Genomic DNA, 13,148 nt, shown 5'->3' with positions numbered 1-13,148 from the left:
ACCCTTAATCTCAACCACAGATGGAGGGCGGTCATGACGCCCGAGCGTCCCCGTAGGGCGGACGCGACTGACGCGCCGGTCGAGACGCCCGAGACCCGTATGGGGCCTGTTTCCCGCGCAGAGGAGCCGTCAGCCCTATCCGATCCGGGGTCTGCGCCGTTGTACGCGGCGCTTGACCTTGGCACGAACAGTTGTCGGATGCTGATTGCCCAGCCGTCGGGCAGTCAGTTTTCGATTGTCGACAGTTTCTCGAAATCGGTGCAGCTTGGCGTGGGGCTGGAGGCCTCGGGTCGGTTGTCGCGGGCCTCGATGGGCCGGACGATTCAGGCGCTGCGGATCTGCGAGAAGAAGATCGAAAAGCACGGCGTGCGGCGGATGCGGCTGGTTGCGACCGAGGCCTGTCGGCGCGCGCGCAACGCCAGGGACTTCATCCGTCAGGTCCGGCGCGAAACCGGGCTGGCGCTGGAGATCATCCCTCCCGAGGAAGAGGCGCGACTGGCCGTCATCTCCTGCGCGCCTCTGGTCAGCCCCTCGACCGAGCAGCTTCTGGTGGTGGACATCGGTGGCGGCTCGACCGAGCTGGTCTGGATCGACCTGAGCGCGGTGCCGCCCCCCGACCGGCCAAGGGCGATCATGCGGCTGCACATGGGGTTCAACGCCCAAGGTGAAGGCGCGGTCGCGCGGGTGGTGGACTGGATTTCCGTGCCGCTGGGGGTGGCGACGCTGAAGGACCAGTTCGGCGATGTCGATGACGACGCGGCGCGGTTCGCGCTGATGAGCTGGTTCTTCGAGGAGAACCTGGCGAATTTCAGCCCCTACAACGCGAACAACCCGCGGCAGGGGTTCCAGATCATCGGTACCTCCGGCACGGTGACAACGGTGGCGGCGTCCTTCCTGAACCTGAAACGCTATGACCGGACCAAGGTGGACGGGTTGCAGATGACCAGCGACCAGATCGACCTGGTGATCCGCGAATATCTGGCGCTGGGGCCCGAGGGGCGGCGCACCGACCCGCGGATCGGGCGCGACCGTCAGGCGCTCATCATGTCCGGGGCGGCGATCCTGCAGGCGCTGATGCGGATCTGGCCGACGGACCGCTTGTCGGTGGCCGATCGGGGGCTTAGGGAAGGGCTTCTCTATGCGCAGATGAGCGCGGACGGTGTGCTGGAAGACGGACCATACACATGAGCGAGAAGCCAAATTCCGGGCGCGGCCAGCGCGAGCTGCGGGTGCGGGTCAAGACCGCGAAGGGACGCAAGCTGTCCTCGACCCTGTGGCTGGAGCGGCAGCTGAACGATCCCTATGTGATCCGCGCGAAGAAGGAAGGCTACCGGGGTCGGGCGGCCTACAAGATTCTGGAGCTGGACGACAAATACGGGTTTCTGAAGCCCGGCGCGCGGGTGGTGGACCTGGGCTGCGCGCCCGGTGGCTGGTGCCAGGTGGCGGTGGCGCGGGTGAACGCCCTGGGCCAGAACCCGAAGAAGCCGCAGGGCAGGGTGCTGGGGGTCGATCTGCAGGAGGTGGAGCCGATTGCAGGGGCCGAGATCCACCAGCTGGATTTCCTGGCCGATGACGCGGACGCGAAGGTGAAGGGCTGGCTGGGCGGCCGCGCCGATGTGGTGATGTCGGACATGGCGGCAGCGGCCAGCGGGCACAAGGCGACCGACCATCTGCGCATCGTGGCTCTGGTCGAGGCCGCGCTGGCCTTTGCCTTCGACGTGCTGGAGGACGGCGGGACCTTCGTCGCGAAGGTGCTGGCGGGCGGGGCCGAGAACGAGATGCAGGCGATGCTGAAGCGCAATTTCCGCAAGGTGGCGAATGTGAAGCCCCCGGCCAGCCGGGCCGACAGTTCGGAGAAGTTCGTGGTGGCGATGGGCTACCGGGGCCGCGAGATCGCCGGCGGAGAGGCCTAGGCGCGGCTGCTGATTAGCCTTCGGCTTGTCGTCGCGAGCGAGGAGCGGCGGAAGGTCATCGACGCGCGGGTTCGGTCAAATGCAAACGAACAAATGCAAACGAAAAAGGCGCCCGAAGGCGCCTGTTTTCCACTATCGGGCCGGATCAGCCGCCCCAGCTGCGGACCGGGCCACAATCCATGTGGACGAAATTCGACCGCGAGTATTTGCCCACCCCGCCCGCCGAGCAGGCCGCAGCCGCCTTGGCCATCTGCCCGACCGAACGCGATTGCAGACGCAGGTCGGCCGCCTGGCCCTTCATGTGCAGCGAGTTCTTCGCCACACCCTTCGACCGCGACCGCAGCATCGCGTTGGTCTTGGGGCAGCGGTAGCCGGAGAGCAGCATGTAGGGCTCTGACACATCCATCAGGCGATGCGCGGCGGCCATGATGTCGATGGTGCGCAGATCCATCTCATGCGGCTCATCCGAGCGCCAGTCGCGCATGAAGTGATTGATTTCCTTGGCAACTTCCGGGATGTATTCACCCTCGATCCAGTAGATCGTGTCGATCGATTCCCCCGTGCGGCCCGAATACATGCGGATCCTGCGGATGTCGCCCGCGCCCCGCAGCAGGCCGAACGCGTTCGAGAGGGTGGGGGCTGCGACGACTGCCGTGGCAGCAAACACACCAAGAAGTCCGCGCCGCGAGACGCCTGTAAGCCTGTTGTCCGTCATTCTAACGTCTGTCCCCGTGCTGTCTTCGACTGCCGTAGCGCAGCTCTCGTACCATTTTCCCCAAGTGCAGCGCCGTTATTGCACAAGTCGAATCGAAGCCCAAGTGCCGATTGTCCATCCGGGCCGCAGCACAACCTGAATCGGCAAATTTCTGCTTAACGGGTGCAAAATCCGCCCGGTGTGATGGATATGCACCGTCGCGGGCAATGTCTGTTGCCGGTTGCGACACAATCTTGCGGCCAAAATGCATCTCGGCGGCTTTGTGAATGGACAAGGATTGCAGTTCGGGGAAAAGATGGTCAGACGGGTTCAAGGTATTGAGATCGGGGGTAGAATGTCGTTCCTTGGCGTGCGCGGGCTGGCGGGGCGATCGTGGTTCGCGCCCTTGTCGCTGGTCATTGTCCAGACCCTTTCCTGCGCCGTCTCGGCCCAGACCGCTGCCCCGGAGCAGGCTGCCGCCTTCACCCGGTCGCTGGCGGCAACTGCGGAATCCGACGAGGTGGTGGCCGCCTGGTACCGCGAAACCGGATACGACACGCTGTGGACCGGGGCGGACGATGCGGCACGGCGGGCGGCCTTTCTGACGGCGATCGCCAGGGCGGCCTACCATGGCCTGCCAGTGGCGCGCTATGACGCGGCCGCCCTGATCGCCCAGTTGCGGGCGGCCGAGACCGAGGGCGACCGTGGCCGGGTCGAGGTCGAGATGACCCGGGCCTATCTGGCCTGGGCGCGTGACCTCACCTCGGGGGCGCTGGACCCGAAGACGGTGGACGCCGGCATCGTCCGCGAGATCGACCGGATCGACCCCAAGGTCCTGCTGACCCGGATCGCCAATGGCAACCCCGAGGCGGTGCTGAAATGGCTGGAGCCGAAGTCGACCGTCTATCTGCAACTGATGAAGGCGAAGTTCGGGCTTGAGGCGCAGATCGCGGCGGGCGGCTGGGGTGAGCCGGTCGCGGCACAGGCGCTGGGGCCAGGGGATACCGGGCCTGCGGTGGTCGCGCTGCGCGACCGGCTGGTGCGGATGGGATATCTCGCCCCGACCTCGGTCGCAAGCTATGACCGGGGGATGCAGGCGGCGGTCGCCGGGTTCCAGCTGAACCACGGGCTGACGGCGGACGGCGTCGCCAATGCCTCGACGCTGGACGAGATCAACATCGGCCCCGAAGCGCGGCTGAAATCGGTGATCGTCGCGATGGAGCGCGAGCGGTGGATGCATATCGACCGCTCGGTCAAGCATGTCTGGGTCAACCTGCCGGACTTCAAGGCGAAGATCATCGACGGCGGCAAGACCATCTTCGAGACCCGCGTCGTCATCGGCAAGAACGTCCCCGACCAGCGCAGCCCCGAGTTTTCGGACCAGATGGAGCATATGGTCATCAACCCCTCGTGGGGGGTGCCGCGGTCGATCATCGTCAAGGAATACCTGCCGCTGTTGCAGAAGAACCCGAATGCCGTCGGGCATCTTCAGGTGGTGGACGGGCGCGGTCGCGTGGTGTCGCGCGGATCGGTCAACTTTGCCGCCTACAACGCGCGGAACTTCCCGTTCGCGCTGCGCCAGCCGCCCTCGGACGGCAATGCGCTGGGGAAGGTGAAGTTCATGTTCCCCAATCCCTACAACATCTACCTGCACGACACGCCGTCGAAATCGCTGTTCGCCCAGGAAGTGCGCGCCTACAGCCATGGCTGCATCCGGGTGGCCGACCCCTTCGATCTGGCGCACGAGCTTCTGTCCTGGCAGAGCGACAATGCCGAGGAAGAGTTCGAGGCGGCGCTGAAGACGGGCAAGGAAACCACGGTCAAGCTGAAGCAGGTCCTGCCGGTGCATCTGGTCTATTTCACCGCCTATCCCGACCAGCGGGGCCGGATCGGCTATCGCCGCGATGTCTATGGGCGGGATGCAGCGCTGTGGGAGGCCTTGCAGGCTGCCGGGGTGGAACTGGCGGGCGTTCAGGGCTAGACCTTGGGCCGACGCAGCCGGGGGAGTCATGAGCCACAGGATCCGCGACATCGCACATGCGCTTGGCGCCGAGGCGGCGGGCGATCTTGACCTGATCGTCCGCGGCGCGGCCGAGCCTGCGTCGGCGGGGCCCGACCAGCTGGCGCTGGCGATGGACCCGCGCTATGGCGAGGGGATCGCCAAGGGCCGGGCGCAGGCGGCGGTGGTCTGGCCGGGCGCCGACTGGCGGGGCATGGGGCTGAAAGCCGCGATCTTCGCGCCACGCGGGCGGCTGGCGATGGCGGGGCTGACGCGGCTGATGGATCCGGGGCCGACCATCGCGCCGGGGGTGCATCCGATGGCGCTGGTGGACCCGACAGCAACCCTGGGCGAAGGCGCGGCCATCGGGCCTTTCGTGGTGATCGGGGCCGGAGCGCGGATCGGTCCGGGCGCGCGGATCGCGAGCCATGTCTCCATCGCGGAGGGCGCGCGGATCGGCTGCGATGCGCTGATCCTGCAAGGCGCGCGGATCGGGGCTCGGGTGACCATCGGCGATCGCTTCATCTGCCAGCCCGGCGCGGTGATCGGGGCGGACGGGTTCTCGTTCGTCACGCCCGAAAAGTCGGGGGTGGAAGAGATCCGCGAGACTTTGGGCTCTCGCGCGGAAATCCGGGATCAAAGCTGGACGCGGATCCATTCACTGGGCGCCGTAACCATCGGGGATGACGTGGAAATCGGCGCGAATGTCTGCATCGACCGGGGCACGATCCGCGACACCAGCATCGGGTCGGGGACCAAGCTGGATAACCTTGTTCACATCGGCCACAACGTGCAGGTCGGGCGCGACTGCCTTCTGTGCGGGCAGGTCGGCATCGCCGGGTCGGCGCGGATCGGCGACCGGGTGGTGATGGGCGGGCAATGCGGGGTCAACGACAACATCTTTGTCGGCAATGACGTGATCTGCGGCGGCGCGACCAAGGTCTTCACCAACGCTCCGGCGGGTCGGGTGCTTTTGGGCTATCCGGCGGTGAAGATGGAAACCCATGTCGAGATACAGAAGGCGCTGCGCCGGTTGCCGCGCCTTGCGGCCCGGGTCGCCGCGCTGGAAAAGGGCGACGCGGACAAGGGCGACGCGGACAAGGGCGCGCCGGAGAGCGCATGATGCGGGCCCAGATCGAGGCAGCGGTGATCGACATCCTGGCCCGGCAGCTCTTGCTGTCGCCCTCCGAGATCGCCCCGGATGCCGATGTCGAGGCGCTGGGGCTGGACTCGCTGGGCAAGGCCGAGGCGATCTTCGCGCTGGAGGAACGCTTTGACATCGCGGTGCCCTTCAACGCCAATGAACCCGACCGGCCGGAGTTCGATTTCACCTCGGTCGCCAGTATCGTGCGCGGGGTCGAGGAGCTGATCGCCCGGAAGGCGGGATGAGGCGGGTCGTCGTCACCGGGATCGGCACGGTGAATGCTTTGGCACAGGATGCGCCGGGCACCTTTGCCGCCTTTGCCGAGGGGCGCTGCGGGATCGGGCCCCTGGGCTTTCGCGATGCGGACCGGCTGACGATTCGCATCGGGGCCGAGGTCCGCGACTGGCGCGCAGAGGACCGCTTTGCCGCGAAGGACCTGCCGCTTCTGGACCGGGCCACGCAATACGCGCTGGTCGCCGGGGCCGAAGCGGTGGCGATGGCGGGCCTGCCGGACGGGATCGGCGCGCGCGGCGGCGTGATCCTGGGCACGGCGGCGGGCGGCATCCAGACCTGGGAGGACAGCTATCGCGCGGTCTTTGCCGAGGCTCGGAACCGGGTCTCGCCGCTGGTCATTCCGCGGCTGATGCACAACGCGCCCGCCTCGCATCTGTCGATCCGGCATGGGCTGATGGGGCCGGTCCTTGCGGTGTCCTCGGCCTGTGCCAGCGCGAACCACGCGATGGCCCTGGCGTTCCAGCAGATCCGCACGGGGGCGGCGGATGTGATGCTGACCGGCGGGGCCGAGGCGATGCTGTGCTTTGGCGGCGTGAAGGCCTGGGAGGGGCTGAGGGTGCTGGCGCCCGATGCGTGCCGCCCGTTCTCTCTGGGCCGCAAGGGGATGGTGATCGGCGACGGGGCGGGGGTTCTGGTCTTCGAAGCCGAGGACCATGCCCGCGCGCGGGGGGCGCGGGTTCTGGCCGAGGTGGCGGGCGTCGGGATGACGGCCGATGCGGGCGACATCGTGGCACCCGGCGTCGAGGGGGCGGTGCGGGCGATGCGGCTGGCGCTGGAGGATGCGGGCCTGTCCCCGGCGGACGTGGGCTATGTCAACGCGCATGGCACCGGCACGCTGGCCAATGACCGGGCGGAAAGCGCGGCTATCCTTTCGGTGTTCGGCCAAGCGCCGCCGCCGGTTTCGTCCACCAAGTCGATGCATGGCCATGCGATCGGGGCGACGGGGGCGCTGGAGGCGATGGCCTGTCTGATGGCGCTGACGCGGGGGCTCTTGCCGCCGACGCTGGGCTTTCAGGCGGCAGACCCGGAGTGCCCGCTGGACATCGTGCCCGACACCGCCCGCCCGGCGCGGGTCGAGGCCGTCCTGTCGAACGCCTTTGCCTTCGGCGGGCTGAACGCGGTGCTGGCCTTCCGCCGCGTCTGACGCAAAAGGCCGACCCGAAGGCCGGCCTTTCCGAATGCCCGTCCGGGGTCCGGCCGTCGCCGCCGTGTCACGGAGAAGCGGGCGCCGCTGCCGGAGCTGCTTCAGGAGCTGCTGCCGGAGCCGCTGCCGGAGCTGCTTCAGGAGCTGCCGCCGGAGCCGCCGCTGCCGCCGCCGCATCCGCCGCATCGTTCGCAGCCGCCACCGCGTCGAACCCGGCGGTGAAGCCCTTGAGCGACACGGTCAGTTCGACCTTGGAGTTCGGATTGACGAAGGGCACGATGGTGAAGACCGCCTTCGCGCCCTTCTTCATCTGGGCGACCTCCTCGGCGGTGAAGCCTATCCGGGCCACGCAGCCGATCTGGGTGCAGAAGGTGAAGGGATAGGCCTTGGGCTTGCCCGCGTCGATCTGCAACAGCATCCCGGCGGGCAGCAGGGTTTCCAGCGGCGCGATGAAGGTGGCACCGGCCACGGCGGGACCTTCCGAGCCCTTGGGCAGGTTGAACATGGTGAATTCGGCGACCGAGTTGCCGTCCTTGTCCTTCAGAAGCTGGTAGAGCTGGCAGGGATCGACGCCGGATTCGGTGCGCACGCAGCGCTGCTCCCAGGCCTCGAAGGTCGCGGCGGTATAGTTGGTGCCCGGGCCGTCCGGGGTGCCGACTTCCTGACCCAGGGCCAGGTTGTCCGCGGTCGGTGCGTCCGCCGCCACCGCGCCCTCGCCCTGGGCCGGGGCCTCGGTCGTCTGCGCGGCAAGCGGGGCGGCCGCCAGCGCCAGCAGGAGGGCGAGTGTCGTGCTCGTAGTCTTTGCCATCTTCGACAGTTCCTTTGGTCGGTCGATTGTCTGCGCGGTCTCTAGCACGCTGCCCGACCCAAGTCAGGTGCGAAAAACATGGCCGGCGCGGTTCTGCCCGAGAGGGGTGCCAGAACATGAAAAAGGGCCGGAAGGACCGGCCCTTTTCGGATATGTTGTTTGCTCCCTGTCGGACTGGCCGACTTCATGGGTAGGGACGCTAAGGTGGAAAAGCCCGGGCGTCAACGGGTTCTTTACGGGAACATGACAGAAAAAACCGCGCCTTTTCAAGGGCGCGGCCAGTCAACAGGGAGGAAGTCACCGTCATCCCGCGGGATCGCCCGGGTCTGACCAGTTGAGTCTGGCAGATTGGGGTTAACAATGTATGTTTGCCCCGTAATGTTTCCGGGCCCCGTCCTGCGGGGTCTTTCAACCTTGGGTCATGAGGGGCGGACGTGGCGGATCAGGCAGGTCAGGCGGACAGCATATTCGTGGGCGGCGGTGGCGAGGGCTACAGCCTGCCGCAACGGCTGTTGTTGAAGTACGGCAACCGCCACGGGCTGATCGCCGGGGCGACCGGAACCGGCAAGACGGTGACGCTGCAGATCCTGGCCGAGGGCTTTTCGGCGGCGGGCGTTCCGGTGTTCATGGCCGATGTGAAGGGCGATCTGGCCGGGATCTCGGCCGCGGGTTCGCCCGAGCACAAGCTGCACGACGCCTTCATGAAGCGGTCGGCCCAGATCGGCCTTGATCTGCAATATCGCAGCTTTCCGGTCATCTTCTGGGACCTCTTCGGCGAAAAGGGTCATCCGGTCCGCGCGACCGTTGCCGAGATGGGGCCGCTGCTCTTGTCCCGGCTTCTGGAGTTGAGCGAGCCGCAGGAGGGCGTGCTGAACGTGGCCTTCCGGCTGGCGGACGAAGAGGAACTGCCGCTGCTGGACCTGAAGGACCTGCAGGCGCTGCTGACCTTCGTGGCCGAGAATGCGCAGGCGATCTCGGCGCGCTATGGGCTGGTGTCGAAAGAGTCGGTCGGCGCGATCCAGCGGCGGCTTCTGGTGCTGGAGAACGAGGGCGGTGCGGCGCTGTTCGGCGAACCGGCGCTGGACCTGATGGACCTGATGACCGTCGATCCTTCGGGCGCGGGGCGGATCAGCATCCTGGCGGCAGAGCGGCTGATGAACTCGCCCCGGCTTTATGCGACCTTCCTTCTCTGGCTGCTGTCCGAGCTGTTCGAGGCGCTGCCCGAGGTGGGCGACCCGGAGAAGCCGAAGCTGGTCTTCTTTTTCGACGAGGCGCATCTTCTGTTCAACGATGCCCCGAAGGCGCTGATTTCCAAGGTGGAACAGGTGGCCCGGCTGATCCGGTCCAAGGGGGTGGGGGTCTATTTCATCACCCAGAACCCGGCGGATGTGCCTGACACCATCCTGGGCCAGCTGGGCAACCGGGTGCAGCACGCGCTGCGCGCCTTCACGGCGAAGGACCAGAAGGACCTGGCCAAGGCGGCCGAGACCTACCGGCCGAACCCGCGCTTTGCGATCGACGAGGCGATCCGCGATGTGGGGACCGGCGAGGCCGTGACCTCTCTTCTGGAGGCCAAGGGGATACCGGGGATGGCAGAGCGGACGCTGATCCGCCCACCGTCCAGCCAGCTGGGCCCGATCGACGATGCAGCGCGGGCGGCGGTGATGGCGGGCTCGCCGGTCCGGGGGAAGTACGAGCAGGTGCTGGACCGCGACAGCGCCTATGAAAGGCTGCGCGCGCGGGCAGAGACGGCGGCACGCGAGGCGGCCGAAGCGGAGGCGCGGCAGGCCGAGGAAAAGCGCGAGTTCGAACGGGCCCGGCGCTATGACGGGCAGGGCTACGGCACGCCGAAGCCGCGGACGACAAGTTCGTCCAGCCGCTCCGATTCCATCGGCGAGGCCTTTGCGAAAAGCTTTGCACGCCAGTTGGGCACCAAGTCGGGTCAGGCGCTGGTGCGGGGCGTGCTGGGGTCGCTGTTCGGCAAGCGTTAACCGGTCGTCAACCTGAATCGGGGCAGCATCGGCGCATGTCGATGCTGCCGCCCGTCTCGCCCGAACAGTTCCTGGCCGAACTTTTCAGTTCGCGCGCCGCGGCCACCGGCGCGGTGATCCGGCGCAATGCGCGCGACATCGACCGCTATTACGGCCGCGCGGCCTTTCTGGAGGAAATGCGCCGTCGGGGATTCTCGGTGGTGGAAAATGCGGGACAGATGGTGATCTTCTGCAACCGCGAACCGATCCGCCGTCTGGCGTGACGGCGGGGCCGGGCGCGATTTCCTGCGGAAATCGGTCCGGAAACCGCAGGGTTTCCGGGGTGGCCCGGTGACATCGGTGGGGAAATCGGATCATCTCGGCGGGCGAGTCGGGAGGAACCCATGAAACGGTCACGCATCAACGAGATCATGCGCGCGGCGGATGACATGATCCGGCACTACGGTTTCGTGCTGCCGCCCTTTGCCAACTGGTCGCCGGAAGAGTTCAAGGCGCGCAAGGACGCGAGTGCCATCGTCGAGGCGCGGTGCGGCTGGGACATCACCGACTATGGACAGGGTCGGTTCGACGAGATGGGGCTGTTCCTCTTCACCCTGCGCAACGGGCGTCTGGCCGATCTGAAGCGCGGCGGCGGCATGTGCTATGCCGAGAAGCTGCTGATCTCGCGCCAGGATCAGCTGTCGCCCATGCACACCCATGTCATCAAGGCCGAGGACATCATCAATCGCGGCGGGGCGACCCTGGTGGTCGAACTTTACGGCTCGGACGATCAGGGCAATTTCGCCTGGGACCGCGGCGGGGTGGTGCGCTGCGACGGGATCGAGCGGGCCTACAGGCCGGGCGAGAAGCTGCGTTTCGCGCCGGGCGAAAGCGTCACGCTGATGCCGGGGGACTGGCATGCCTTCTGGGGAGAGGGGGGCGATGTGCTGATCGGCGAAGTCTCGACCGTGAACGACGACCTGACCGACAACATCTTCCGCGAGCCCATCGGCCGCTTTGCCGAAATCGAGGAGGACGAGGCGCCCTGGCACCTGCTGGTCAGCGATTACGACCGCTGGCTGAGCTAGTCGGGGCGGACAGGCAATAGGGGGCGCCGGTGGGCGCCCCCTTTGTCATTCACGGGATGTATCAGTTGCCGGGCGGGCAGACGCCACCCACCAGCGGAACCTTGCAGGCCGGTGCCGCCGGATCGGCCGCGGGGGTCGTCGTCGGGGCTGCGGCCGGAGTGGCCACCGCCGGGCTGCCCGTGGCGATGGACGGCGGCGGCAGGACCTTCAGGGCCGGGATGGCGGCAGCGGGGACCACCGGCTCGGCCTTGGGCCTGGCGGCGGCGACCTTGGGCGCGGGCGGCTTGGGGATGTAGAGACCCTTCGGCATCTCGCCCGAGGCGGTCAGCACGATCACCTTCTCGCCGCCCTTGACGCGGTTGTAGAGGTCAAGCACGTCCTGGTTGATCATGCGGATGCAGCCGGACGAGGCGTTGCGCCCGATCGACTGCCATTCCGGCGTGCCGTGGATGCGATAACCATAATCGCGCCCGCCCGAGGTCAGGTAGATCGCGCGCGCGCCCAGAGGGTTCGTCGGACCGCCGGGCTGGCCGACTTCGTCGAACTTGGCAAGCTCGGGCCGGCGGGCGATCATTTCCTTCGGCGGGATCCAGCGCGGCCAGGGTTTCTTGTCGGCCACGATGGCCTCGCCCGACCATTCGAACCCGGCCTTGCCGACCGCAATGCCGTAGCGGATCGCCTTGCCGTTGCCCAGCACATAATACAGCAGCTTGGTGGCAGGATTGATGATGATCGTGCCGGGGGCCTGGTCGGTCTTGTACGAGACGACCTGACGACGATGCGTCTCGGGGATCTTTTCGACCGGCAGCGCGGGAATGGTGATGCCGGAATCCATCGTGGCGACGTAGACGTTCTCATCCGCCTTGGGCAGCGGCTGGGTGCTGGCGGTCGGCCCGGCTGCCGGATCGACACAGGCGGCGAGGAGCGCGAGGGACAGCAGCGCCGGGGTCAGGGCAGCCTGGCGGAGTGTGCGGCGCGAAGTCTTGGGCATGAACCAATCCATTTTCAAATACCTGCCGGCAAGATGCCGCAGGCGCTTTGCCCGCAGGCTAGACGAGCGTTTTCCACAGGTCAAACCGTGCGGGCGTCGGAATGCGATCACGCCGCTGTGAAAATTGCTGATTTTTCCCGCATAGTTGCCGCCGTGCCGCAGCTTTGTCCCCGGCGGAGAAAGGGGGCGCTCACAGGGCGGTGCGCAGCGACCAGAGTTCGGGGAACAGCTCGACATCCAGCATCCGGCGCAGATAGGCCACGCCAGAGGTGCCGCCCGTGCCGCGCTTGATCCCGATGACCCGCGCCACGGTCGTCAGGTGGTTGAAGCGCCAGCGGCGGAAGTAATCCTCGAAATCCACCAGTTTCTCGGCCAGTTCGTAAGCCTGCCAATAGGCGGTCGGGTCGCGGTAGACGGCGGCCCAGACCGCCTCGACGCCGGGGTGCGGGGTCCAGGGCTGGCGCAAGGGGCGCGCGAGGACCTCGTCCGGGACGGCGTGCCCCGCGCGGGCGAGGAAGTGCAGTGCCTCGTCATACAGCGGGCGGCGGGCCAGTTCGGCCTCGAGCCTTGCGGTCAGGTCGGGGCGGTGGGCATGGGGCTTCAGCATCGCGAGGTTGCGGTTGCCCACGGCATATTCGATCAGCCGATACTGCCAGGACTGGAAGCCCGAGGACTGGCCCAGGCTTTCGCGGAAGGCGGTATAGTCCGAGGGCGTCATGGTGCGCAGCACGTCCCAGGCCGAGTTCAGCTGTTCGAAGATCCGCGCGACGCGGGCCAGCATCTTGAACGCCTCATTCACGCGGTCGGTGGCAATCATCCGGCGCGCGGCGTCCAGTTCGTGCAGCGCCAGGCGCATCCAGAGTTCCGAGGTCTGGTGCTGGATGATGAACAGCATCTCGTCATGGGCATCCGACAGGGGATGCTGGGCATCAAGGATGCGGTCGATCTGGAGGTAGTCGCCATAGGACATGCGGCCGTCGAAGGCCATCTGGGCGCCGTCCTCGGCGGGGTTGAAGGGGCAGGTGGTCATGGGTGTCTCCGATCTTGAAAGGGGATTTCAGCGTCGGAGAGCAGGCTTTCGGGCAAGGACGGACAGGGTGCCC

General features: G+C 67.1%; 13 protein-coding genes. 9 read left to right on the top strand and 4 right to left on the bottom strand.

Annotation, left to right across the window (positions count from 1 at the left end):
- Positions 1-33 precede the first annotated feature (33 nt).
- Together D5084_RS17990 and D5084_RS17985 are read left to right on the top strand one after the other, a co-directional pair.
- The gene (locus D5084_RS17990; protein WP_128516878.1) at positions 34-1,188 is read left to right on the top strand and encodes a Ppx/GppA phosphatase family protein; all 1,155 of its coding nucleotides are present in this window, start codon (positions 34-36) and stop codon (positions 1,186-1,188) included.
- Entirely contained in the window at positions 1,185-1,913 is a 729-nt protein-coding gene (locus D5084_RS17985; RefSeq protein ID WP_128516877.1) for an RlmE family RNA methyltransferase, read from the top strand. The genes D5084_RS17990 and D5084_RS17985 overlap by 4 nt, the downstream gene beginning before the upstream one ends.
- A 145-nt stretch (positions 1,914-2,058) precedes the next feature.
- Here D5084_RS17985 and mepK read toward each other — a convergent pair whose 3' ends face one another.
- The gene (gene mepK, locus D5084_RS17980; protein WP_128516876.1) at positions 2,059-2,628 is read right to left on the bottom strand and encodes a peptidoglycan L,D-endopeptidase MepK; all 570 of its coding nucleotides are present in this window, start codon (positions 2,626-2,628) and stop codon (positions 2,059-2,061) included.
- Positions 2,629-2,962: 334 nt separating this feature from the next.
- Here mepK and D5084_RS17975 point away from each other — a divergent pair, with 334 nt between their 5' ends.
- From D5084_RS17975 to D5084_RS17960, 4 genes are read left to right on the top strand one after another with little or no spacing between them, the layout of a single operon-like run.
- Positions 2,963-4,588 (top strand): L,D-transpeptidase family protein, encoded by a 1,626-nt coding sequence (locus D5084_RS17975; RefSeq protein WP_128516875.1) that lies wholly within the window; start codon positions 2,963-2,965, stop codon positions 4,586-4,588.
- A gap of 28 nt (positions 4,589-4,616) precedes the next feature.
- On the top strand, positions 4,617-5,729 hold the full coding sequence (locus D5084_RS17970) for a UDP-3-O-(3-hydroxymyristoyl)glucosamine N-acyltransferase (protein WP_128516874.1): 1,113 nt from the start codon (positions 4,617-4,619) through the stop codon (positions 5,727-5,729).
- Entirely contained in the window at positions 5,726-5,995 is a 270-nt protein-coding gene (locus tag D5084_RS17965; RefSeq protein WP_321183378.1) for an acyl carrier protein, read from the top strand. Before D5084_RS17970 ends, D5084_RS17965 begins: the two co-directional genes overlap by 4 nt.
- Complete coding sequence (locus D5084_RS17960) at positions 5,992-7,188, top strand: beta-ketoacyl-[acyl-carrier-protein] synthase family protein (protein WP_128516873.1); 1,197 nt, start codon at positions 5,992-5,994, stop codon at positions 7,186-7,188. The genes D5084_RS17965 and D5084_RS17960 overlap by 4 nt, the downstream gene beginning before the upstream one ends.
- 67 nt (positions 7,189-7,255) lie before the next feature.
- On the opposite strand, the gene D5084_RS17955 is transcribed toward D5084_RS17960, so the two are convergent.
- Complete coding sequence (locus tag D5084_RS17955) at positions 7,256-7,996, bottom strand: invasion associated locus B family protein (protein ID WP_128516872.1); 741 nt, start codon at positions 7,994-7,996, stop codon at positions 7,256-7,258.
- 434 nt (positions 7,997-8,430) lie between these two features.
- Here D5084_RS17955 and D5084_RS17950 point away from each other — a divergent pair, with 434 nt between their 5' ends.
- From D5084_RS17950 to D5084_RS17940, 3 genes are all read left to right on the top strand, one after another.
- Positions 8,431-9,987 carry a helicase HerA-like domain-containing protein gene (locus D5084_RS17950; RefSeq protein ID WP_128516871.1) on the top strand — a complete coding sequence of 519 codons (1,557 nt, stop codon included), beginning with the start codon at positions 8,431-8,433 and terminating at the stop codon, positions 9,985-9,987.
- A 35-nt stretch (positions 9,988-10,022) separates the two neighbouring features.
- Positions 10,023-10,250: an N-(5'-phosphoribosyl)anthranilate isomerase gene (locus D5084_RS17945; RefSeq protein ID WP_128516870.1), complete on the top strand. Its 228-nt coding sequence runs from the start codon at positions 10,023-10,025 to the stop codon at positions 10,248-10,250.
- Positions 10,251-10,370: 120 nt separating this feature from the next.
- Positions 10,371-11,054 (top strand): D-lyxose/D-mannose family sugar isomerase, encoded by a 684-nt coding sequence (locus tag D5084_RS17940; protein WP_128516869.1) that lies wholly within the window; start codon positions 10,371-10,373, stop codon positions 11,052-11,054.
- A gap of 61 nt (positions 11,055-11,115) precedes the next feature.
- Here D5084_RS17940 and D5084_RS17935 read toward each other — a convergent pair whose 3' ends face one another.
- Together D5084_RS17935 and kynA are read right to left on the bottom strand one after the other, a co-directional pair.
- Positions 11,116-12,045, bottom strand: a complete 930-nt coding sequence (locus tag D5084_RS17935; RefSeq protein ID WP_128516868.1) for a L,D-transpeptidase — start codon at positions 12,043-12,045, stop codon at positions 11,116-11,118.
- Between the two features lie 190 nt (positions 12,046-12,235).
- Positions 12,236-13,075 carry a tryptophan 2,3-dioxygenase gene (gene kynA, locus D5084_RS17930; RefSeq protein WP_128516867.1) on the bottom strand — a complete coding sequence of 280 codons (840 nt, stop codon included), beginning with the start codon at positions 13,073-13,075 and terminating at the stop codon, positions 12,236-12,238.
- Positions 13,076-13,148: the final 73 nt, after the last annotated feature.

This window comes from Tabrizicola thermarum (assembly GCF_003574395.1).
In the GTDB taxonomy this organism is placed as follows: Bacteria; Pseudomonadota; Alphaproteobacteria; order Rhodobacterales; family Rhodobacteraceae; genus Tabrizicola; species Tabrizicola thermarum.
Note: the sequence above shows the minus strand (reverse complement) of the source record. Positions and strands in the feature narration are given on the sequence as shown.